We start from the raw sequence: 21227 nt of genomic DNA, 5'->3' as shown, positions 1-21227 counted from the left end.
CGCTTGGTGGAACCAGTGCACCCTTGAACCTATGCATGGCGTGCCTACTACTGACGGAACCACCCAGCCGCCCGCGGCGCCGGATCCGCGCACCGGACTCGGCGAGTTCCTGCGCTCCCGGCGGGCCCGGCTGCGGCCGCGGGACGTCGGACTGCCGGAGCACGGCGGGCTGCGCCGGGTGCCGGGGCTGCGCCGCGAGGAGCTGGCGCAGCTGGCCGGGATGAGTGTCGCGTACTACATCCGCCTCGAACAGGGCCGCGGCCACAATGTCTCGTCCGCGGTGCTGGACGCCCTCGGCGACGCCCTGCGGCTGACCCCCGCCGAGCGCGACCACCTCACCCATCTCGCCCGCCCGGTCTCCCGGCGGATCCGCCCGGCCGCCCGGCCGCAGCGGGTCCGCCCCGCGCTGCAGCAGCTGATCGACGCGATGGAGCAGGTCCCCGCCTACGTCATCGGGCGGCGGCTGGACATCCTCGGCTGGAACCGGCTCGCCCGCGTCCTGCTCGGTGACCTCGCCGCGCTGCCGCGCGAGGAGTGCAATCTGGCCTGGCATGTGTTCCTGGACCCGGCGGCGCGGGCGCTGTACGAGAACTGGGACGCCAAGGCCGCCGATGTGGTCGGCTTTCTGCGGCGCGATGCGGGCCGCCACCCGGACGATCCCGCGCTGGCCGCGCTGATCGGCCAACTCTCCCTCAAGAGCCCGGAGTTCCGGCTGCTGTGGGCCGCGCACGAGGTGCAGGACAAGGGCTTCGGCGTCAAGGTCCTGCGCCATCCGCTGGCCGGCCGGCTCACCCTGGCGTACGAGACCCTGACGCTGCCCGCCGACCCCGGCCAGCAGGTGATCACCTACCACGCGGAACCGGGGTCGCGGTCGGCCGAGGGGCTCCGGCTGCTGGCGTCGGCTCAGGAGAAGACCACCGAGCGGAGCTTCAGCAGCTCGGAGGCGCGACCGCCGTTGGGCCGGAGCGTGTAGTAATTCCCGGTGCAGTCGGGGCCGGTGAAGACGGTGGCGACGGACGAGGTGTAGTTCTTCGGGGAGTGCGCGGGCAGGACGTTCGGATCGGTCACTTCGGGCAGCGCGAGACAGGCCCGGCTCGGCGGATCGGACAGCAGGCTCACGCGCGGGGTGCCGTCCCCGTCGTTGTACACGTAGGTGAAGGGGCCGGTGGACGCGCCGGCCGAGGAGGCCGGCAGGGCCAGTGCCAGGGCGAGGGCGCTGACGGCGGTGGCGGCGGTGTGACGAAGACGCATGGGAGGTCCTTTCATTCCGTTTCCGTGCGGAATGTGTGGTGCCCAGGCATACGACCCGTGATGTCCGTTGTCACACGAAGGAGTTCCGGCGGGACGCTCGCTCGGTTGTTGTTCGGATCGGCCGGGATCCCGGTGGCGGGCCCTCCCCGGGATCCCGGCCGAGGCTCGCCGGGCCTTCAGGGGCGGTGTGGTGCGCCGCTGCGCGCCCGCAGGACGCCGGCGATCCGCTCGCACCAGTCGCGGGTCTGACGCTCGAAGCCCAGGCCGCGCAGGCAGGTCAGATACGGGCCGATCCGCGCCCCGTGGGCCAGGAACTCCGCCTCGTCCGCGCCGCCGCGCAGCCGGGTCAGCAGCTGCTCGAAGATCTCGACCTTGGCGGCGGCCATCCGGGCCCGCTCGGTGAGCTGCCCGATCACGGGTGCGGCGTCGATGTGGTCCACGGCCTGCACCTTGACCAGCAGATCGTCGCGGATGAAGGACGGCCGGGACGCGGCCGCCGCGAACCGCTCCAGCTCGGCCAGGCCCTCGTCGGTGACCTGGAACAGCCGCTTGTTGGGCCGGGTTTCCTGGACCACCTGACGCCCGGCGACCAGCCCCTCCGCCTCCAGCCTGGTCAGCTCCGCGTAGAGCTGCTGCGGCAGGGCGTGCCAGAAGTTGGCGAGGCCGACGTCGAACGCCTTGGCCAGCTGATAGCCGCTGTACTCGCCGTCGAGCAGCGCCGCCAGCACCGCGTGCTTGAGAGCCATCTCCCCGGCCACCCCTTCCCATACTCAAGAATATGACTAATCATAGTCGTGACTATGGGAGCGCAGGGCCGAGGCGCCGGGACCACATCCGGTCCCGGCCGGTTCGCTGCCCGGCCGAGGCGAGGAGGAAGCTCATGGGGACGACCGCGGACCGCTTCAAGGCGGCGGTTCAGGCACGGGAACTGGGCGCGCTGGACGAGCTGTTCACCGAGGACGTCCGCCTCTACAGCCCGGTGAAGTTCACCCCGTTCGAGGGACGGCCGATGGTGCTCGGGCTGTTCGGGGTGCTGCTGCGCACCTTCGAGGACTTCCACTACGTCGGCGAGCTGGCGGGCAGCGCCCAGACGGCGGCGGGCGCGGACGGCGGCTCCGCCGAGTCGACGATCCTGGTCTTCCGGGCCACCGTGCGCGGCAAGCAGATCCACGGCATCGATCTGCTGCAGTTCGACGAGGCGGGCCGGATCAAGGAGTTCACGGTGATGGTGCGGCCGCAGTCCGCGGTGCAGGCACTGGGCGAGGCGGTGCTGGCCGGACTGGTCGAGGACGGGCTGGTGCCGCGGCCGTAGGCCGCGCCCGCGGGCCGCGCACCGCCGACCGGAGCGCGGACCGCGGGCGGGCCCGCGCACCGGCCCGCCCGCGCATCCGGCGGGGAGCATCAGACCCGCTCGGTCTGCTCCACCGAGATCGCGGCGGCCGGGCAGATCGCCGCCGCTTCCTCGACCGCTTCGTGCAGTGCGGCGGGCGGTTCGGCGTTCAGCAGGACGACGATGCCGTCCTCGTCACGCTGGTCGAAGACGTCGGGCGCGGACAGCACGCAGCTTCCGGCGCCGCAGCATTTGTCCTGGTCGATGAGCACGCGCATGGTTCTCTCCTGGTCGGACTGCCCGGCTGTCCTGGGGCCGGGGCGGACGAGTGGTGACGGGAGGACAGATGGCCGGGAGGGGCGGGTCGGTTCCGGCCGGCGGGGCGGCGCGGTTCACCACGCGATGGGCAGTGCATGCACCCCGTAGATCCCCATGTCGTGACGGAACGGGACGTCCTCGAAGGGGATGCCGAGCCGGAGACCCGGCAGCCGGCGCAGCAGCGTCTCCAGGGCGATCTGCAGTTCCACGCGGGCGAGGGGCTGGCCCAGGCACTGGTGGATGCCGAAGCCGAAGGCCACATGGCGTCGGGCGTCGCGGCCGACATCGAGTCCGTCGGCCCCGGGGAAGGTGTCCTCGTCGCGGTTGGCGGTGTTGAGGGTGCACACCACGCCCTCGCCGGCCCGGATGGTGACGTCACCGACGCGGACGTCCTCGGTGGCGACCCGGGGCAGGCCGTTGTGCACGATCGTCAGATAGCGCAGCAGCTCCTCCACCGCGCCCTTGATCAGCGAGGGATCGTCGCGCAGCCGGGCCAGCTGGTCGGGGTTGCGCAGCAGGGCGAGCGTGGACAGCGCGGTCATGTTGGCCGTGGTCTCATGGCCGGCGATCAGCAACAGCCGTCCCATGGCGGCGATTTCCGCCGGGTTCAGATCGCCGCGGGCGACCAGCCGGCTGATGATGGCGTCGTCCGGCCGGTCCCGCTTGGACTCGGCGAGCCGGACCAGATACCCCACCAGCTCGTCCTGCGCGGCCCGTACCTCCTCGCGCGTCGACCGGAGGTTGAGCAGCACCCCGCTGTGCTGCTGGAAGAACTCATGGTCCTCGTACGGGACGCCGAGCAGCAGACAGATCACCAACGACGGCAGCGGCAGCGCGAATTCGGCCACCAGGTCCGCCGAGGTGCGCCCCTCGGTCATCCGGTCCAGCAGCTCGTCGGTCAGGCGCTGCACCTCGGGGCGCATCGCCTCCATCTTCTTCACCATGAAGTCGGCGGTGAGCATCCGGCGCAGCCGTGCGTGCCCGGGGTCGTCCATGCGGAGGAAGGTCGGGTCGGTGCCGATGATCTCCCGCCCGCCGGCGGTGAGGAACGGAAACCCGGGGCGGGTCGCATCGGCGCTGAACCGCGGGTCGCCGAGCACCAGCCGTACGTCCTGATGCCGGGTCACCAGCCAGCAGGAGGACCCGTCCCACAGTGTCGCCCGGGTGACCGGCTCCTCCCGGAGGGCCCGTTCGACGCCGGGTGCCGGGTCGAAGGGGCAGCCGGCGGCCCGTGCGGCCGGAATGCCGAGTGAGGGGAGGCGCGTGCCCGGCTCGGTGCCGGGGTCCGTCTCGGTGCGTTCTGCAGTCGTCATACGGCTGGTCCTTCCACGTACGGGACACGGCACTGCCGTGGCAAACGGTGCGGGTGGCGCCACTCCTTGAAGGGACGGACGGACCGGTAACTAGTTACCTAAGTTAAGCAACTAAGGGAACGCTAACTCACCGCGGACGGGGGAGGGAAGGGGAGATCGCGAGTCGTACGAGGTTGGCTCAAACCGAGCGGAGGCCCGGCCCGGACAGGGTCGGCGCAGCGGGGTTTCCGGCCCTCCACGGACGGCTAAAGTGCCTGCATGCCGGACCCCGGAAGAGACCAGGACCCCACCGCCGCACTGCAAAGAGTGCTGGCCACGCTGTCCTATCTGCTCACCCGCTCCCGGGCGCACGAACGCCAGGCCGCCCGGGCGGGGGTCACGGCGGCACGGTCCGATCTGTGGCTGCTGATGGCCCTGGAGGACAGCGGAGGCGTCAGCCGGGTCGGCGATCTGGCCGACCTGCTGATGGTCGAACCGCCTCATGTCACGCGCCAGATCGGCCAGTTGGAATCCCAGGACCTGGTCGCCCGGACCCCGGACTCCCTCGACCGCCGGGCCCGGAAGGTGGCGATCACCCCGCACGGCAAGGCCATCCTCAACCGTCTGCAGAAGACCAGCCAGGCCGGTCTGCACGAGGCCCTCGCCGGCTTCGACGACGCCGACATCGCCACCACCGTCGCCGTGCTCAATCATCTGGTGGCGCACGCCCGGGAGAAGCACGGGCGGGCGTGAGCGGGGTGGGGCAGGGCCCCACCCCGTCCGGTGTCACTCGATCTCGACGCGGCCGTTGTGGCCCTTGTCCGTTCCGGTGGTGGTGTTGCGGCCGGCGGTGTGGTCCGGTCCCTCGGGGGCCCCGAGGTTGCGGCGGACCGAGTCGAGGATGGTCAGACCCTGGCCGACCAGGCCCGCGGCGATCTCGCCGAGGCCGTCGGTGCCGTTGAGGACATTGACGTTGGCGTTGGCCAGGCCCGCGGAGGCTTCCTTGACGATCTGCGGGAGCTGGTCGATGAGCATCCGGTCCAGGGCCACGCGGTCGTGCGACGCGGCGGCCTCGGCCTGGATCTTCATCCGCTCGGCCTCGGCCAGGGCCAGCAGCCGGATGCGCTCGGCCTCCGCCTCGGCGGGCTTGACGACCTCGGCCACCAGCTCCTGCTGACGCAGCAGGGCCGCGCGCTCGGCCAGCTCGGTCCGGGCGGCGAGGACCTCCTGCTGGGCGTGGGCCTGCGCCAGCGGGCCGGCCTGGGCGGACCGGGCCTTGGCGCGGTCCACCTCGGCGGCGTACTCGGCCTGGACCACGGCGGTCTGCCGGGAGTACTCCGCCTGATTACGGACGGCCTCCTGCTCCGCCTCGGCCGAGGCCTGGGTGGCCTGCGCCTGGGCGATCTGCGCCTGCCGCTGGATGGCCGCCTTGTGCGGGGCGGACATCGCCTCGATGTAGCCGGTCTCGCCGTCGTCGATCGACTGGATCTGCAGCGAGTCGACGATCAGACCGATCTTCGCCATCTCGGTCTTGGAGGTCTCCAGGACCTCGGTGGCCAGCTTCTGCCGTTCGGTGACGATCTCCTCGACCGTCATCGAGCCGATGATGGACCGCAGATGACCGGCGAAGATCCGGCCGGTCAGGACCGACATCTGGTCCTGGTCGGACAGGAACCGCTGGCCGGCGTTGACCACGCTCTCGGTGTCGTTGCCGACCTTGAACGCGATCACGGCACGCACCGTCAGCGCGATGCCCTGCCGGGTCACGCAGGTCTCCGAGACCTCCGCCTCGCACATCGCCAGCGTCAGAAAGCGGACCTTGCGGAAGACCGGCAGCACGAATTTGCCGTGTCCGGTGACCACTCGGAACGGCGCGCCCCCCTGTCCACGCCTGCCTCCCGAGATCAGCATCGCTTGATCGGGGGCAGGAACGCGGTAACCGAACATCCTTCGTCTCCTCAACCGGCGTCGCCGGCATCGCCGGGCAACGCGTCCAACGGATCCGCCCACTCCATGACGTCGACCTGGCGATTGCCACGGGACTCGATCACGAGCACGGTGGCCCCTACCGGAAGGGGCTCGGCGGACCAGGCGAGAAAGGCCTCCGTGCCGCCCCTGATCCGCACCAGGACCTCACCGGGACCGGCAGCTCCACGAGTGCCGATCAGCAGCACTCCCGTACAGCCGATCACGGCATCGTCCTGTGCCATCGGCGGCGGCCCTCCCCCGTTACGTTCCTGGTGAAACGACCATAGCGCTCCGGCGGGCGATGGCCTATGGGGGGATCACGGCGCGTTGGGGCCACCGGGCGCGTCCGCCGGAAACGCGCTGAGAGCGGAACGAATTGCGGGTATGGATTCCGGGTGGTCTTTCCGGTCGGTCCAGGGGAAGGCCCGTTCTGCTCACGGGGTGACGCGTTGTCGTCCACGGCCCGGTGGACGGAATACGGAACCGGCCCCTCCGTGCCGGGTGGCGGGGAAGGGCCGGGGGAAGAGCCGGCCGAGGGCCTCGAAGGGCCTGGGCAGTCGGCGAGGTGTGCAGAGCGAATGACACAATCCAGGCAAGCCGCACTCTCCTGGATTGTTCAACGGCCCGCTTTAGGGAATCACCTAAGAGTCGCATCGTAGGCTTCGAAAGGAGCCGGAAGGCGTGCAGAGCCTCCGGTCGCGGTGAGATCAGCCGGGATCGGTGCCCCGGACGCCGGACCTCCGCGGTGCCGGAGTGTGCCACCGAACGCCCCTGCCGCAGGCGACTTTCTCCTGCCCGCCGGTAAGCAGCATGCGGTGCATGACGGGTTGACAGAATTCTGGGACCAGGATTTCGCGAGCGGGATTTCGAGACAGGATTTCGAGGTCAGAAGTTCGTGCGGAGTCCTGAAAAAACTCTCGGAATGTGTGCCCCGGCACGAAGAGCGGCATCGCGTGATACGAGTGAATTCGCAGGCGGAGCTGACAGTAGACGGAGGGTTCGTGCGCAATCGAGAGATCACACTGACGTCGGGAGCCGCGCCGCAGGAGGCCCTGGGCGTCGCCCGCGCGGCGCTGGAGCGGCACGGCTACCACTGGGTGCCGCAGACCAACACCAGCGCGGAGGTGCGCGAAGGCGGCAGCGAGATCCGGAGCCGACTCTTCACCTTCAAACTCTGTATGAATCTGACCATTCAGGACGACCGGCTGGTCATGGAGGCCACGACCAACGGCCTCGGACTCGCCGCCTCCGGGATCCCGGCCGCCACGGTACAGATCCGGAACAAGCTGAACCACTGCGCCGACATGGTGAGCAGCGCGCTCGCCCAGGCGGGGCTGGCCCGCTGACCACAGGTGGTCGCTGACCACAGGGCCGGCGCGCCGCCCACCACGGAGGCGTCTCAGGCAGCCGGGCCCGCGAACGGCCCCCCGGCGTCGAAGGCCAGCTCGGCGAAGCGTGCGCCGATGCGGCGGTGGGTGGCCGCGTCCGGATGGAGCTGATCGGGCAACGGCAGCTCGGCGAAGTCCGCCTCGCCGTAGAGGTCGCGCCCGTCGAGGTAGGACAGGTGGGGGTCCTCGGCCGCCCGCTGTCTCACGATCCGGGCCAGCTCCGCACGGATGACGCCCAGTGTCAGCTTCCCGGCGGCCCGCTCCGCGGGATCCCCCGCGGCCCGGAACTGCAGTTCCCCGGCGCCGAGATTGCTCAGGTCCGGGAGGCTGGGGCCGGGGGTGTCCTCGTGGAGGGGGCAGTGGAGGGGGGAGACGACCAGCAGCGGCGTGTCCGGGTGTCCCTCGCGGATGGTGTCGAGGAACCCGTGCACGGCCGGGGTGAAGGCGCGCAGACGCATCAGATCGGCATTGACCAGGTTGATGCCGATCTTGATGCTGATCAGGTCCGCCGGGGTGTCCCGCAGGGCGCGGGCGGTGAACGCGTCGAGCAGGGCACTCCCGCCCAGGCCGAGGTTGATCAGTTCCACCTTGCCGAGGGAGGCGGCCAGCGCCGGCCAGGTCGTGGTGGGACTCGCGGCGTTCGACCCGTGGCTGATCGAACTCCCGTGATGCATCCACACCTTGCGGCCCCCCTGCGGCACGGCCTCGACGGGGGCGTCGGTGCGCAGGGCGACCAGCTCGGTCACCTCGTTGTGCGGCAGCCAGATCTCGACGTCCTTCACCCGCTCGGGCAGACCGCTGAACCGGACAGTGCCGACCGGTCCGGGCAGGACATCCACGGACCCGGTGGTCAAGTCCACCATCCTGACGTTTCCGCCGGTCACACCGCCCTGGCCGGCCAGGCGGCCGTCCACGAGCAGGTCGTAGACGCCCTCCGGACGCGGGGGTGCGCCCCGGTAGGCCACCTTGGTGCGGAGCGTGTCCAGTTCGACGGCGGTGGCCCGGGTCCGGAACACCAGCCGTACGCCCGAGGCCTGGGCCTCCGCCGTGGCCAGCTGCCCGTCGTCGCACTGCGCGCGGGCCCGGGCCGGCAGCCGGTGCGGCAGCAGGCCGTGCGCGGTCCGCTCCAGATCGAGCGCGCCGCGCAGCAGATCCGCGGTGAGGGGCGTGGTGCTGCAGCCCGGCGCCAGGGGCGCGCCGGAGGAGCCGGGAACGGGAGCGTGCTCGCGAGTCATACCCTCAGCCTGTCAACCGGTTGCCCGATGCACACATTATTTTCGTCTGCGACCTGGTCGGGAACCGACAACTCGCCGCCGGCGCCTACCGTTTGCCCGACGCCCCTTCATGGCGGTCGAGCGCGGTCAGCAGCCGGCGCAGCGAGGCCCTGGTGGCGGAGATCTCGTCGTCCGGCAGGTCCGCGAAGAGCGTGCGGTGCAGCGTCGTCGCCCGGTCGGTCACCCGGGCGAGCGCCTCCGCGCCGCGTGGCGTCAGGGCCAGCAGGGGCGAGCCGCGGTGATCCGGGTTGGACGCGTAGGCGGCGAGCTCGAACGCCACGAGGTCGTTGGCGACCCGCTGGATGTTCTGGCGGCTGACGCCCAGGCGGCGCGCGGCCTGCGGAACGGTGAGCGAGTCCTCGGACACCACGCTCATCAGCTGCCACCGGGCCTGGGTGAGCCCCTCCGCGCCGGCGGTCCGCTCGCCCAGTCGCCGCAGGGCCCCGGCCGCCTCGAAGACATCGGCGATCAGCAGGGCGGTCTCGTCCGGCACCTCGTTCGACAGCTTGGTCGGCATTGCACGCCACCTCTCTTGACAACATATTGCTAGTAGAGCAATATGTTGTCATCCTATCGGAATGGCGACCTGAAGGACAGACCATGCCCAGGACCGATCTCTACCGGAACGTACACATGGGGCAGCGTGCCCGACTGTTCACGCTTGCCGTCGAACTCGGCGCCGCGGACCTGTCCCAGGGGGGCGCCGTCGCCGAGCAGGCGCACCGCTGCCTCGCCATGACGCAGGAACTGCGCGAGCACGCCGACCACGAAGACACCTTCATCCATCAGCTCCTCCGGGAGCGGGCGCCGGAGGCGGCCGACGCACTGGAGGCCGAGCACGGCCGTCTCGACGCCACCTTCACCGCGCTGGACGAACGGGCGCGTGCCCTGCCCGGCACCGCTGCCGACGCCCTGCCGGACGCCCAGCACGCGCTGTACCTGGCGCTGAGCGAAGTGATCAGCGCCTATCTCGCGCATCTGCACCTGGAGGAGACGGTCGCGATGCCGGCGCTGTGGCAGTCCGCGAGCGAGCAGGAGCTGAGCGCCGTATTCGACGCCTTCCATTCCTCGCAAACTCCTGAGGAGGCGCTCACCGACCTTCGGCGCATGCTGCCCGCTCTGCCGCCCGCGCCCCGTGCGGCGATCGTGCGCGAGGTCGTCGACAGCGCGCGGGAGCAGGCCGGCGCCACCCTCGCCGCGCTCTCCACGACCCTCGGCCCCGACCAGCGCGACCGGCTCTACGACGACCTCGGCGCGCCGGAGGTGTGGGCGCTGCAGCGTTCCTAGTCGTGGTGGTCGTGCTCGCCCCGGCGGTCGTGGTGGTCGTGCTGCTCGTGACGGTCCGGCTCCGGTACGGGCAGCCGCCCGCCCCGGCTGTCGGCGATGCGCAGGACGTCGCCGAGCGCCATCGCGGTCCGCAGCAGCGTGACCCGGAGGGTGAGCGGACCCGCCGCCGGATCCTCCAACACCTCCTCGGCGTCGAGGAGTACGGCGGCCCCCTCGCGCATCTGCTCCGCCTCCATCAGGTCGGCCTTCCGGGCGAGAAAGCCGCCGCCGGCGTCGTCGCTCCGCAGAAAGCACGGGTTCCCTGCGAGCGACGCCCACGGCAGCAGCCGCAGCCCGGACCCCGGCCGCTGGGGGTTGTCGGGGTCGTAGCGGCCGGTCGTGTTCCTCAAGTCGTCAACCTCCAAGGGGTGGTGGCGAGACCCCGGGGCCGGTCACCGGTCGCGGGAGTCTTTTTCCGTACACCCCCCTAGCGTTGGGTCACGACGCTAGCCTCGCCAGTGCACAGAGCGTGACAACACATTCGTCACAGGGGAGTTGACGAAATGGGCAGCGCCTACGGGGACTGGCTCCGCGAACAACGCGAGTTGGCCGGCATGACACAACAGCAACTGGCGGTCGCGGCGATGATGACCCGCTCCCACATCGCCCACATCGAGGCGGGACGGCGGATTCCTTCCAGAGAGGATGCGCAGCGGCTGGACAAGGCTCTGAACACCGGAAACGTGCTGAGTAGCTTTCTTCCCCCGGACGACACGACGATTGCCGAACGCTTCGCGGCGGCGCTGAAACTTGAGCAACAAGCCACGGTGATCCGTGAATTCGCGTCCTCCCTCGTTCCCGGCATCTTCCAGACGGATAGGTACGCGCGTGCGGTGATGCGTACGGCCTACCCTCCGTGGAGTGAGGAGGAGTGTGACGGGTTCGTTGTCACACGGCTTGAGCGATCGAAGATCCTCACTGCTCCGGTGACGCCCGTGGTGTGGGCCCTGCTGGATGAGGCGGTCCTCCGTCGGCCGGTGGGCGGCAAGGACGCCATGGCTCAACAGATCATGCACATCGTCCGCTTGGTGGAAGAGGAGCGAGTGCGGGTGCATGTATTGCCCCTTGGTCTGGGGGCGCATCCGCTGATGGCGGGGATGGTGACGCTGATGTGGTTCGAGGATCAGCCTCCGGCGGCCTATTCGGAGGGGGTGTCCGTCAGCAAGGTTCATGACTCGCCGGCCGTGGTCCAACGGCTGCAGGGCGCCTACGATCTCGCACTGAGCGACGCTCTGCCGCTGAAGGAGTCCCTGGCCCTGATGAGGGCGACAGCGAAGGAATACGGACACCATGACTGAACTCGCGATTCCGAACTCCGCCACGCTGCGAGGCTGGCGCAAGTCGTCCTACAGCGACAACGAAGGTGCCAGCTGCCTGGAGGTCCTGGACAACCACCGCTCCGGCGTCCCCGTCCGTGACTCGAAGGTCCCGCACGGTCCTGCGCTGGTCTTTGAGATATCTGCATGGTCGTCGTTCGTCACCGCCGTCAAGGACGGGGAGCTCCCCCGCTCCGGGTGACCCTGCGGGGCGCTCACCGGAACGGAAGTGGCCGGCCCTGTTCCGAGGCGGGGCGGGGGCCGAAGATCCGCCGTTCCGGCTCCGTGATCGGTACGTCGTGGATGCCGGCCTCCCGGCGGCGCATGAGGCCGTCCTCGTCGAACTCCCACAGCTCGTTGCCGTAGCAGCGCCACCACTGGCCGGCCGCGTCGTGGCACTCGTACTGGAAGCGCACCGCGATCCGGTTGCCGTGGAAGGACCACAACTCCTTGCGCAGCGCGTAGTCCAGCTCGCGGGCCCACTTCTGGCGCAGGAAGGCGACGATCTCCTCGCGGCCGGTGAGGAAGGTGTCCCGGTTCCGCCAGACCGAGTCCTCGGTGTACGCCAGGGCGACCCGCTCGGGGGCGCGGGTGTTCCAGGCGTCCTCGGCGGCTTGCACCTTCTGCAGCGCGCTTGCCTCGTCGAACGGGGGGAACGGTGGGCGTGGCGGCATGGCGGGCTCCCTCTCACGGTCTGGAGAACGATCGTTCTCCCTCGTTCGGCTAGTGTAGAGAACGACCGTTCTCCTGGAAAGTGCCGGAAGGGCCATGGACCACGACGAAGCCCGTGCGCGGATACTCGACGCCGCGGAGACGCTGTTCTACGACCGCGGTATCCAGTCCGTCGGCATGGATGAACTCCGCACCACCGCCGGGGTGTCGCTCAAGCGCCTCTACGGGTGCTTTCCCGCCAAGCACGACCTCGTCGAGGCGTATCTGCGCCGCCGTGACGCCCGGTGGCGCACCGCCCTCGCCGGGTACGTCACCGAGCGCGCCGGCACCCCCGATGCCCGTCCGCTCGCGGTCTTCGACTGGCTGCACGACTGGTTCTCCGGCACCGACTTCCGCGGCTGTGCCTTCATCAATTCGTTCGGCGAGCTGGGGGCCACCTCGGACGGGGTCGCCCGGGTCGCCCGCGAGCACAAGCGGGCGCTGCGCGCGTATCTGACCGACCTCACCCGGGGCGCCGGGGCCGGTGAACCGGACGCCCTGGGCGGTCAGTTGGCGCTGCTGGTGGACGGGGCGATCACCACGGCCGCGATCACGGGGGAGCCCTCCGCCGCCCGGCAGGCCCGTAGCGCCGCCGCGGCTCTTCTCGCGGGAGGCGCGTCGGGCCGGTGAGTTGGGCACCGGCTTCCTCACGCCCAACGCCGCTTCGCCGAAGCGGCCGGCGGCCCCGTGGCCGGAAGGCGATGCCGGCCTCCGCCGAGGCGCTGGCCTGCACCGCCGCCGATGTGCTGCTCCGTCCCGACCTCGGCGCCCGGGCCTGGACGGAGCTGCGCGGCAAGGAAGCCGCGGGCCGCTGACCGGATACCGCGGTCGCGGCGGCAGGCGGCTACGGCCGGTCGTCGCGCCGGAAGAGGGCCGTCCACAGGAAGGGCTCGCCGAAGTACGGGGAGTCCGGGGGCTCGTCGTGCATGCGGCGCAGTTCGCGTTCCGTCAGGCCGGCGAAGATGGCGCGCAGGGAGTCCGGGGTGTAGGCGAGGCCGCCCTGGAGGCCGGAGTGGCGGTAGAAGTCACGGTCGTCGAGCTCGGAGCCCATCGCGCCGGCGGCGAAGCAGGTGAGGGCGAGATGGCCGCCGGGGGCCAGGGACCGGTCGAGCAGGGCGAGGTAGCTCAGGCGGCGGTGCGGTGGCAGATGGTGGAAGCAGCCGGAGTCGTAGATCAGGTCGTACGGGCCGCGGAGTGCGGTGCCGGCGAGGGCGAAGGCGTCACCGCAGAGGAAGCGGACCGGTGACGAGGTCTCCGCGGCCCGGTCCCGGGCCCAGGCAAGGGCGGCCGGGGAGAGGTCGACCGCGTCCACCTCGAAGCCGGCGGCGGCGAGGTGGAGCGCGTTGCGGCCCGGACCGCAGCCCAGGTCGAGGGCGCGCCCCGGGGTGAGCAGCCCGCGGTCGAGGCAGGAGACGAGATTCTCGTCGGGTTTCGCCACGAAGAACGGCACCGGCTTCGAGCGGTCCGCGTAGAAGCCGTCCCACCAGGAGGCTCCGTCGGCGGTCCAGCGGTCGGCCTCCGGTGCGAACAGGCCGTCCAGGAGCGTGAGTACGTCGTCGAGGGTGCGGATGTGCCGGTCCATCAGATCCCCTTTCCCGGTGCCCCGATCGTAGGTCTGGACGGTGCGGAAGCCCAGGTCAGGCGGTGTGCGGGGAGGCTGTGACGCGGGGCGTGAGGGGCGCGGCGATGGCAGGGTGGGGGCCGGGGCCACGGGTGGGGTGGCGGCGCGTCCGGACGTCCGCCGAAGGCCGTCCCGGGGGTGTTTCCGGGGGCGCCGGGGCGGGTTTCTCAGCGAACCGCCGGGCAGGCCCTGGTGCGGGCCTGCCCGGCGGCGCGGAGACGGGACGGGGAGACGGGGCGCGGAGACGGGACGGGGAGGGTGAGCGGGTCAGATCAGGACCCGGGCCAGTGAGCCGAGCGCCGCGTCCAGTTCCTCGGCGGTGATGGTCAGCGGCGGGGCCAGCCGGATCGTCGAGCCGTGGGTGTCCTTGACCAGGATGCCCTCCTTCATCAGGCGTTCGCTGATCTCCCGGCCGGTGCCGAGCGCGGGGTCGATGTCCACGCCCGCCCACAGACCACGGGCGCGGAAACCGGTGACGCCCTTGCCGGTCAGCGCGGCCAGGCCGGTCCGCAGCCGTTCGCCGAGTTCGGCGGCGCGGCGCTGGAACTCGCCGGTGGCCAGCAGCTCGATCACGGCCGAACCGACCGCGGCCGCCAGGGGGTTGCCGCCGAAGGTCGAGCCGTGCTGGCCGGGGCCGAGCACACCGAGCACCTCGCGGCGGGCGACGACCGCGGAGACCGGGACGATGCCGCCGCCGAGGGCCTTGCCCAGCAGGAGCACATCGGGGACGACGGACTCGTGCTCGACGGCCAGGGTCTTGCCCGTGCGGCCCAGGCCGGACTGGATCTCGTCGGCGATGAGCAGACAGCCGGCCCGGCGGGTCAGTTCGCGCACGCCGGTGAGGTAGCCGTCGTCGGGGATGAGGACGCCGGCCTCGCCCTGGATCGGCTCGATCAGCACCGCGGCCGTGGTCTCGTCCACGGCCGCCTCCAGCGCGGCCAGGTCGTTGTAGGGGACGGTGCGGAAGCCGGGCGCGAAGGGGCCGAAGCCGGCGCGGGCCTCCTCGTCGTCGGAGAAGCCCACGATGGTGGTCGTGCGGCCGTGGAAGTTGCCGCCGGCCACCACGATCGTGGCCCGGTCCGCCGGGACGCCCTTGACGTCGTACGCCCACTTGCGGGCGACCTTGATGCCGCTCTCCACCGCCTCGGCGCCGGTGTTCATCGGCAGCACCATGTCCAGGCCGGTCAGCCCGGCGAGGCCCTCGGCGAAGCCGGCGAGCCGGTCGTTGTGGAACGCGCGGGAGGTCAGGGTCAGTTGATCCAGCTGGCGGTGCGCGGCATCGATCAGGGCCGGGTGCCGGTGGCCGAAGTTCAGCGCCGAGTAGCCGGCCAGCATGTCGAGGTAGCGGCGCCCCTCGACGTCCTCGACCCAGACGCCCTCGGCGCGCGCGACCACCACGGGCAGCGGGTGGTAGTTGTGCGCCAGAACCGGGCCCTCGGCCTGGATCAGCTCCGCGGACGAACGGGGAGCGAGCACCGCGGCGGTACGGGTGGGAGCGGTCATCAGCGGATCTCCTGGGTGCAGCACTTGATGCCACCGCCGGCCTTGTGGAACTCGGACAGGTCGACGGGGACGGGGACGTAGCCCCGGTCGGTGAGCCGGCCGATGAGGCCGGTCGCCTGCGGGGCGATGAACACATGGCGGCCGTCGGAGACGGAGTTGAGCCCGAAGGCCATGGCATCGTCCCGGGTGGCGAGCACCGCACGGGGGAAGAGCCGAGCGAGCACTTCGCGGCAGCCGGGCGAGAAGGCCTCGGGGTAGTACGCGATGTTCTCCTCGTCGAGCACGAAGAGCGCGGTGTCGAGGTGGTAGAAGTGCGGGTCCACCAGCTGGAGGCTGATGGTCGGCACCCCGAAGAACTCCTGTACCTCCTGATGGGCGGCGCGCGTGGTGCGAAATCCGGTGCCGGCCAGCACATAGGGGCCCGCCGGGACCAGATCGCCCTCGCCCTCGCACACCGACTCCGGACGGTAGACGTCGAAGCCGGCGGCCTTGAACCACGTCTCGTACGCGGTGGACTCCGGCCGCCGCTGCGGAGCGTGGAAGAGCGAGCCGAAGACCCGCCCGGCCATGACGAGGGCCGAATTCGCCGCGAACACCATGTCGGGCAGTCCGGGCACCGGCACCACGGCCTCCACCGTGTGCCCGTGCGCGCGGTAGGCGCCTGTCAGCGCCTCCCACTGCCGGGCCGCCAGCACGGTGTCGACCGGCGCGTCCGTGCGCATCCAGGGGTTGATGGCGTACCGCACATCGAAATGCCGGGGCTCGCAGACCAGAAAGCGCCGCGGGCGCGCAACACGACTCGTCGACACAGAAACATCCCTCCGCTCCTGCCCTGACAGACCGTAAAGGGTTGTCACCTGGGGTGTTTCCACGGTACGGAGCCGGGGATTCCGGCAACAAGCGGCAAATGCTGCGCACTGTCGCAGGAATGCTGCGTATCAATGGCTATTTCTGCACGATATCTGCGTCACCCTGATCGAAGGGGCCCCGGGCACCCGCCTCCGGGCTGTCCGGCAGCAGGTGGGACAGCACCATGTAGCTGACCGTCTTGCGGATGAAGGGTTCGGCCCGGATGCGTTCGAGCACCTCCTCGAAGTGCTCGACATCGTTCGCCCGCACATGCAGCAGTGCGTCGGCGCCCCCGGTGACGGTCATCGCCGCGGCGATCTCCGGATGGTTGCGGACGACCTCCGCGAGACGGCGGGGCGGGGCGGCGCTGTCGCAGTACACCTCGACGTACGCCTCGGTCAGCCAGCCCAGCGCGGAGGGCCGGACGGTGGCGCTGAACCCCGTGATCACCTCGTTCTCGCGCAGCCGGTCCACCCGCCGCTTCACCGCGGTGGCCGACAGCCCGATCGCGCCGCCGATCTCCGCGAAACTCGCCCGGCCGTTGTCGATCAGCGCCGCAATGATCTTGCGGTCGAGGTCGTCGAAGGGTGCGGCCTTGTGGGTCACTGGATCTCCCGTTGCATCCGGTCCCGCTGCGTCCTGCCCGGTCCGCCCGGTGGCGGTGGCCTCACGGTAGCGATACCGGCCGCCGGGTACGTGGGTGCACGGCGCCGCCCGGGCCCCGCATGGGATCCTGGTGCGTCATGGATCTGCCGGACGGACGGTGGACGGACGTGCGGCGATGACGAGGGTGCCCCGATGAGACTCTGCTTCCTGGTGGAGGAGCAGTACCGCCACGACGGCATGCCGCTGGACGTGATCCGCCAACTCGGCGCCTGGGGCCACCAGGTGGACGTGCTGTGGCCCGGCCGTTCGCTGATCTCCCTGTCCGAGGCGATACGTGCGGGCAGCCACGACGCCTGGGTCCTCAAGACCGTCTCCGGCGGCCCGGGCCTGACCCTGCTGGAGGCGGCGGCGTCCGCCGGGCTGACGACGGTGAACGACGTCCGGGCGATCCGGGGGGTGCGCGACAAGGCGCTGGCCGCGGTGATCGCCCGCGATACGGGGCTGCCGGTCCCCGTGACGTATGCGGCGGCCCGGCCCGAGGAGTTCGCGGAGATACCCGCGGCGGAGTTCCCGCTCGTGGTCAAGCCCGCGGACGGCAGCTCCGGGCGCGCCGTCCGGCTGGTGGCGACGCCGGAACGGCTGCGGGAGCCCGCGGCGGCCGGTGCGGCCGCCCCGGACGAAAGCGGCGGCGGGCTGCTCATCGCCCAGCCCTACGTCCCCAACTCCGGTACGGACCTGAAGGTCTACAGCGTCGCCGGTGAGCTGTACGCCACCGAACGGTGCTCGCCCCTGCACCCCGCGCACGCCGTCCGCGAACGCCAGGTACCGCTGACCGCCGAGGTCGCCCGGATCGCGGCCCGGATCGGTGAGGTCTTCGGCCTCGACCTCTACGGCGTCGACATCCTGCTCGGGCCCGACGGCCCGGTGGTCGTCGACATCAATGACTTTCCCAGCTTCCGTCAGGTGCCGGACGCGGTCGCCCGGGTGTCCGCCGCGGTGCTGGAACTCGCCCGGCGCGGGGCGGGCGGGCCCGGCGCCGGACGGGCGGCGGGGCAGCCTGTGGGGGCCGCCGCGCAGCCCCCGCGCACCGTGCCGACCGTCCCGCGCCCCGTCCGGCCCGCCGCACCCATCGGCGGCGGCCGGTGAGGGTCGGTCTGCTCACCGCCGACCCCGGCCATCCGCTGCTGGCCGCGGTCACCGCGCTGCTGCCGCCGGAGCACCACGTCGTCCCCCTGGACCCGGGCACCGCCACCGCGGGCCCCGGCCTCTTCCCGCTCGCCGATGTCTATCTGCTCAAGGCGCGCACGCCGCGGGCGCTGGCGCTCGCCGCCTTCCTGGAGGAGCACGGCGCCCCGGTGCTCAACTCCGCGGCGGCGACCGCCCGCTGCCAGGACCGCGTCGCGATGGCCGAGGTGGCCCGCGCGGCCGGGCTGCCGTTCGCCGCCACCACCGCGGTGACCACGGTCGGCCGGCTCGCGGCGGCCGGGGAGCCGGCCACCCCGCTGGTGCTCAAGAGCCGGTTCAGCCGGCGCCACGACCTGGTGGCCCGCGCCGACGGCGCCGCACGGCTGCGGGAGCTGGCCGTGGACTGGGCCGAGGAGCCGGTGGTGGTCCAGGAGTTCACCGCGAACAGCGGCTGGGACCACAAGCTGTGGGTGGTCGACGGCCGGCTCTTCGCCGGGCTGCGCCGCTCGGAGCTGGCCCCGGGCGGCCGCGGACCGACCCGGTCGCTGCCGGCCGGCGAACTGCCCGCGAGCTGGCGGGCCGCCGCGCTGCGGGCCGGCGAGGTCTTCGGCCTGGACGTCTACGGCGTGGACGTCCTGGACGCCGGCGGCGGCGCCCCGCTGCTCGTGGACATCAACGCCTTCCCCGGCATCCGCGGCCAGTCCGGCGCCCCGGAGGCGCTCGCCGGACTCGCCCTGCGCACCGCGGCGACCGGCCCCACGACCACCACGGGCGAAAGAAAACTGCCAGAAGTCAGCGGCAAATAAGCCCGGTTCGGAGCGCATCGAACCGAAGCGGCGTGGAGGCGGAAGCTCCTCCTCCATAAGGCCTAAGCCGCCGATCGCCGGGGTAGCGCTGCCCCCGTCAAGGGGGGCGCGGACCCGGCGCGCCTTCCTTCCGTGCGCAGGGAACTCGCAGGGAACTCGCAGAGAACTCGCAGGGAATGCGCAGGGAAACCGAAGGAAAGCCGAAGGAAAGAGGCCAGCAACGGTGTCGCAGCAGCCATTCGAATTGCCCCCCTTCTACACGCCCCACCCGGCGCGGCTGAACCCGCATCTGGCGGCGGCCCGTACGCACTCCCGGACGTGGGCGCGCCGGATGGGAATGCTGGAGGGCTCCGGCATCTGGGAGCAGCGGGACCTCGACGCCCACGACTACGCCCTGCTGTGTGCCTACACCCACCCGGACTGCGACGCGGACGCGCTCTCGCTGGTCACCGACTGGTACGTCTGGGTCTTCTTCTTCGACGACCACTTCCTGGAGAAGTTCAAGCGGTCGCTGGACCGGGCGGGCGGCAAGGAGTACCTCGACCGGCTGCCGGCGTTCATGCCGATGGACCTGTCCACGCCCGTTCCCGAGCCGGCCAACCCCGTCGAGGCGGGACTCGCCGACCTGTGGGCGCGCACCGTGCCGCACATGTCCATGGACTGGCGGCGGCGGTTCGCCGAGAGCACCGAGCATCTGCTCAACGAATCGCTCTGGGAACTGTCCAACATCGGCATCCACCGGGTGCCCAACCCCGTCGAGTACATCGAGATGCGCCGCAAGGTCGGTGGCGCGCCCTGGTCGGCGGGCCTGGTGGAGTACGCGACCGGCGCCGAGGTCCCCGCCGCCGTCGCCGGGTCCCGGCCGCTGCGGGTGCTGCGGGACACGTTCGCCGACGCCGTCCATCTGCGCAACGACCTCTTCTCCTACCAGCGGGAGACGGAGGAGGAGGGCGAGCTGAGCAATGGCGTCCTGGTGCTGGAGACCTTCCTGCACTGCACCACCCAGGAGGCCGCGGACTCCGTCAACGACCTGATCACCTCGCGGTTGCAGCAGTTCGAGAACACCGTCGTCACCGAACTCCCCGTGCTCTTCGCCGAGCAGGGCCTGGACGCGAAGTCCTGCGCGGACGTGCTGGCGTACGCCAAGGGGCTCCAGGACTGGCAGTCCGGCGGCCACGAATGGCACCTGCGCTCCAGCCGCTACATGAACGGCGGCGGATCCGCGGCCGGCACCGCGCCCACCTGGTCGCCCTTCTCCCTCGGCGGACCGGGCACCTCGGCGGCGGACCTGCGGACCGCCCTGGCCACGGCCGCCGCGCTCCGCCTGCGCAGTACCACCCATGTGCCGCACCCCAAGGTCGGCCCGTCCCGCATCCCCGAGATCCCCATGCCGTTCACCACCACCCTCAGCCCGCATCTGGCGGGCGCCCGGGGCCGGCTCGTCGCATGGGCGCACCGGATGGGCATGCTGCGGCCGCAGCCCGGTGTGCCGCTGTCCGACGTCTGGGACGAGCCCGCGATCATCCGCCACGATCTGGCGCTGTGCGCGGCCGGCCTGCACCCCGACGCCACCCCCGACCAACTCGACCTCGGCTCCGCCTGGCTGGCCTGGGGCACCTACGCGGACGACTACTACCCGCAGGTCTTCGGGCGGCCGCGCGACCTCGCCGCCGCGAAGGTGTGCACCGCGCGGCTGTCGTCCTTCATGCCCCTCGACCTCTCGGCCCCCGCACCGGAGCCGGTCAACGCCCTCGAACGCGGGCTGGCGGACCTGTGGTCCCGTACGGCGGGCCCGATGACCACCGAGGCGCGCCGGGTGTTCCGCGAGGCCGTCGACACGATGACGGCGAGCTGGCTCTGGGAGCTGGACAACCACGTCCAGAACCGGATCCCCGACCCCGTCGACTACATCGAGATGCGCCGGGCGACCTTCGGCTCGGAGCTCACCATGAGCCTGAGCCGCCTCGGCCACGGCCGGCAGGTCCCGCCGGAGGTCTACCGCACCGGCACCCTGCGCGCACTGGAGAACGCCGCCGCCGACTTCGCCTGCCTGCTGAACGACGTCTTCTCGTACCAGAAGGAGATCGAGTACGAGGGGGAGGTCCACAACGGAATCCTGGTCGTGCAGACCTTCTTCGGCTGCGACTACCCGGCCGCGCTGCACATCGTCCATGACCTCATGACCTCGCGCATGAACGAGTTCCGGCACGTCGCCGCCCACCAACTCCCCGTTGTCTGCGACGACTTCGACCTCTCCCCGGCGGCCCGCGCGACGCTTGACGGATACGTCCACGAGCTGGAGAACTGGATGGCCGGCATCCTCACCTGGCACCAGGGCTGCCGCCGCTACCGCGAGCCCGAACTGCGCCACCCGATGGGTTCGCCGGGGTGGCTGGGCGCACCTACCGGGCTGGGCACATCGGCGGCCCGCCTCAGCCGCGCGGCTGTGGGGGTGGGGGTGGGGTAGTCCGGGGGCTGGTCGG

General features: G+C 71.4%; 25 protein-coding genes. 11 read left to right on the top strand and 14 right to left on the bottom strand.

Annotated elements, in window-relative coordinates:
* The first annotated feature begins 31 nt into the window (after positions 1–31).
* Complete coding sequence (locus tag OIU81_RS16800; RefSeq protein ID WP_443074000.1) at positions 32–973, top strand: helix-turn-helix transcriptional regulator; 942 nt, start codon at positions 32–34, stop codon at positions 971–973.
* Here the strand turns inward: OIU81_RS16800 and OIU81_RS16795 are convergent.
* On the bottom strand, positions 904–1251 hold the full coding sequence (locus OIU81_RS16795; protein ID WP_329148678.1) for a hypothetical protein: 348 nt from the start codon (positions 1249–1251) through the stop codon (positions 904–906). The genes OIU81_RS16800 and OIU81_RS16795 overlap by 70 nt on opposite strands.
* A gap of 176 nt (positions 1252–1427) precedes the next feature.
* Complete coding sequence (locus OIU81_RS16790; protein WP_329148676.1) at positions 1428–1997, bottom strand: PadR family transcriptional regulator; 570 nt, start codon at positions 1995–1997, stop codon at positions 1428–1430.
* 134 nt (positions 1998–2131) lie between these two features.
* Between OIU81_RS16790 and OIU81_RS16785 the strand changes: the two genes are divergently transcribed.
* Positions 2132–2563, top strand: coding sequence for a nuclear transport factor 2 family protein (locus OIU81_RS16785; RefSeq protein ID WP_329148674.1), 432 nt, complete (start codon positions 2132–2134; stop codon positions 2561–2563).
* Positions 2564–2652: 89 nt separating this feature from the next.
* Here the strand turns inward: OIU81_RS16785 and OIU81_RS16780 are convergent, their stop codons facing one another.
* Both OIU81_RS16780 and OIU81_RS16775 read right to left on the bottom strand, forming a co-directional pair.
* A complete protein-coding gene (locus OIU81_RS16780; protein ID WP_329148672.1) occupies positions 2653–2859 on the bottom strand; it encodes a ferredoxin in 207 nt (68 codons plus the stop codon).
* A 114-nt stretch (positions 2860–2973) separates the two neighbouring features.
* Positions 2974–4212, bottom strand: coding sequence for a cytochrome P450 (locus tag OIU81_RS16775; protein WP_329148671.1), 1239 nt, complete (start codon positions 4210–4212; stop codon positions 2974–2976).
* Between the two features lie 258 nt (positions 4213–4470).
* On the opposite strand from OIU81_RS16775, the gene OIU81_RS16770 reads away from it, so the two are divergent.
* The gene (locus tag OIU81_RS16770) at positions 4471–4944 is read left to right on the top strand and encodes a MarR family winged helix-turn-helix transcriptional regulator (RefSeq protein WP_329148669.1); all 474 of its coding nucleotides are present in this window, start codon (positions 4471–4473) and stop codon (positions 4942–4944) included.
* A gap of 33 nt (positions 4945–4977) precedes the next feature.
* On the opposite strand, the gene OIU81_RS16765 is transcribed toward OIU81_RS16770, so the two are convergent.
* Positions 4978–6138 (bottom strand): flotillin family protein, encoded by a 1161-nt coding sequence (locus OIU81_RS16765; RefSeq protein ID WP_329148667.1) that lies wholly within the window; start codon positions 6136–6138, stop codon positions 4978–4980.
* Positions 6139–6149: 11 nt separating this feature from the next.
* Positions 6150–6401 carry a hypothetical protein gene (locus OIU81_RS16760; protein ID WP_006604238.1) on the bottom strand — a complete coding sequence of 84 codons (252 nt, stop codon included), beginning with the start codon at positions 6399–6401 and terminating at the stop codon, positions 6150–6152.
* A 759-nt stretch (positions 6402–7160) separates the two neighbouring features.
* Between OIU81_RS16760 and OIU81_RS16755 the strand changes: the two genes are divergently transcribed.
* The gene (locus OIU81_RS16755) at positions 7161–7505 is read left to right on the top strand and encodes a hypothetical protein (protein WP_329148664.1); all 345 of its coding nucleotides are present in this window, start codon (positions 7161–7163) and stop codon (positions 7503–7505) included.
* A 53-nt stretch (positions 7506–7558) separates the two neighbouring features.
* Here OIU81_RS16755 and OIU81_RS16750 read toward each other — a convergent pair whose 3' ends face one another.
* Positions 7559–8782, bottom strand: a complete 1224-nt coding sequence (locus tag OIU81_RS16750; RefSeq protein ID WP_329148662.1) for a GDSL-type esterase/lipase family protein — start codon at positions 8780–8782, stop codon at positions 7559–7561.
* Positions 8783–8867: 85 nt separating this feature from the next.
* Entirely contained in the window at positions 8868–9338 is a 471-nt protein-coding gene (locus tag OIU81_RS16745) for a MarR family winged helix-turn-helix transcriptional regulator (protein WP_329148659.1), read from the bottom strand.
* 83 nt (positions 9339–9421) lie between these two features.
* Here OIU81_RS16745 and OIU81_RS16740 point away from each other — a divergent pair, with 83 nt between their 5' ends.
* Positions 9422–10108 carry a hemerythrin domain-containing protein gene (locus OIU81_RS16740; RefSeq protein WP_329148657.1) on the top strand — a complete coding sequence of 229 codons (687 nt, stop codon included), beginning with the start codon at positions 9422–9424 and terminating at the stop codon, positions 10106–10108.
* Here OIU81_RS16740 and OIU81_RS16735 read toward each other — a convergent pair.
* Entirely contained in the window at positions 10105–10497 is a 393-nt protein-coding gene (locus OIU81_RS16735; protein ID WP_329148655.1) for a hypothetical protein, read from the bottom strand. The genes OIU81_RS16740 and OIU81_RS16735 overlap by 4 nt on opposite strands.
* Positions 10498–10650: 153 nt before the next feature.
* Between OIU81_RS16735 and OIU81_RS16730 the strand changes: the two genes are divergently transcribed.
* Together OIU81_RS16730 and OIU81_RS16725 are read left to right on the top strand one after the other, a co-directional pair.
* Positions 10651–11445: a helix-turn-helix domain-containing protein gene (locus OIU81_RS16730; protein ID WP_329148653.1), complete on the top strand. Its 795-nt coding sequence runs from the start codon at positions 10651–10653 to the stop codon at positions 11443–11445.
* Positions 11438–11665, top strand: a complete 228-nt coding sequence (locus tag OIU81_RS16725; protein ID WP_329148651.1) for a DUF397 domain-containing protein — start codon at positions 11438–11440, stop codon at positions 11663–11665. Before OIU81_RS16730 ends, OIU81_RS16725 begins: the two co-directional genes overlap by 8 nt.
* 13 nt (positions 11666–11678) lie before the next feature.
* Here the strand turns inward: OIU81_RS16725 and OIU81_RS16720 are convergent, their stop codons facing one another.
* Positions 11679–12137, bottom strand: coding sequence for a nuclear transport factor 2 family protein (locus tag OIU81_RS16720; RefSeq protein WP_329148649.1), 459 nt, complete (start codon positions 12135–12137; stop codon positions 11679–11681).
* A gap of 94 nt (positions 12138–12231) precedes the next feature.
* On the opposite strand from OIU81_RS16720, the gene OIU81_RS16715 reads away from it, so the two are divergent.
* Positions 12232–12804, top strand: coding sequence for a TetR/AcrR family transcriptional regulator (locus OIU81_RS16715; RefSeq protein ID WP_329148647.1), 573 nt, complete (start codon positions 12232–12234; stop codon positions 12802–12804).
* Between the two features lie 214 nt (positions 12805–13018).
* On the opposite strand, the gene OIU81_RS16710 is transcribed toward OIU81_RS16715, so the two are convergent.
* From OIU81_RS16710 to OIU81_RS16695, 4 genes are all read right to left on the bottom strand, one after another.
* Complete coding sequence (locus OIU81_RS16710) at positions 13019–13756, bottom strand: class I SAM-dependent methyltransferase (protein WP_329148645.1); 738 nt, start codon at positions 13754–13756, stop codon at positions 13019–13021.
* Between the two features lie 306 nt (positions 13757–14062).
* Positions 14063–15298: an ornithine--oxo-acid transaminase gene (rocD, locus tag OIU81_RS16705; protein ID WP_329148644.1), complete on the bottom strand. Its 1236-nt coding sequence runs from the start codon at positions 15296–15298 to the stop codon at positions 14063–14065.
* A complete protein-coding gene (gene ddaH, locus OIU81_RS16700; RefSeq protein WP_329148642.1) occupies positions 15298–16107 on the bottom strand; it encodes a dimethylargininase in 810 nt (269 codons plus the stop codon). Before ddaH ends, rocD begins: the two co-directional genes overlap by 1 nt.
* A gap of 136 nt (positions 16108–16243) precedes the next feature.
* Positions 16244–16753 carry an Lrp/AsnC family transcriptional regulator gene (locus tag OIU81_RS16695; RefSeq protein WP_329148641.1) on the bottom strand — a complete coding sequence of 170 codons (510 nt, stop codon included), beginning with the start codon at positions 16751–16753 and terminating at the stop codon, positions 16244–16246.
* A gap of 192 nt (positions 16754–16945) precedes the next feature.
* Between OIU81_RS16695 and OIU81_RS16690 the strand changes: the two genes are divergently transcribed.
* The 3 genes from OIU81_RS16690 (at position 16946) to OIU81_RS16680 (ending at position 21211) form a co-directional block, all read left to right on the top strand.
* A complete protein-coding gene (locus OIU81_RS16690) occupies positions 16946–17899 on the top strand; it encodes an ATP-grasp domain-containing protein (protein ID WP_329148638.1) in 954 nt (317 codons plus the stop codon).
* Positions 17896–18744 (top strand): ATP-grasp domain-containing protein, encoded by an 849-nt coding sequence (locus tag OIU81_RS16685; protein ID WP_329148635.1) that lies wholly within the window; start codon positions 17896–17898, stop codon positions 18742–18744. The genes OIU81_RS16690 and OIU81_RS16685 overlap by 4 nt, the downstream gene beginning before the upstream one ends.
* A gap of 223 nt (positions 18745–18967) precedes the next feature.
* Positions 18968–21211 carry a terpene synthase family protein gene (locus OIU81_RS16680; RefSeq protein ID WP_329148633.1) on the top strand — a complete coding sequence of 748 codons (2244 nt, stop codon included), beginning with the start codon at positions 18968–18970 and terminating at the stop codon, positions 21209–21211.
* Positions 21212–21227: the final 16 nt, after the last annotated feature.

It is taken from the genome of Streptomyces sp. NBC_01454 (genome assembly GCF_036227565.1).
Classification (GTDB): domain Bacteria; phylum Actinomycetota; class Actinomycetes; order Streptomycetales; family Streptomycetaceae; genus Streptomyces.
This window is presented reverse-complemented; position numbering and strand designations above follow the sequence as displayed.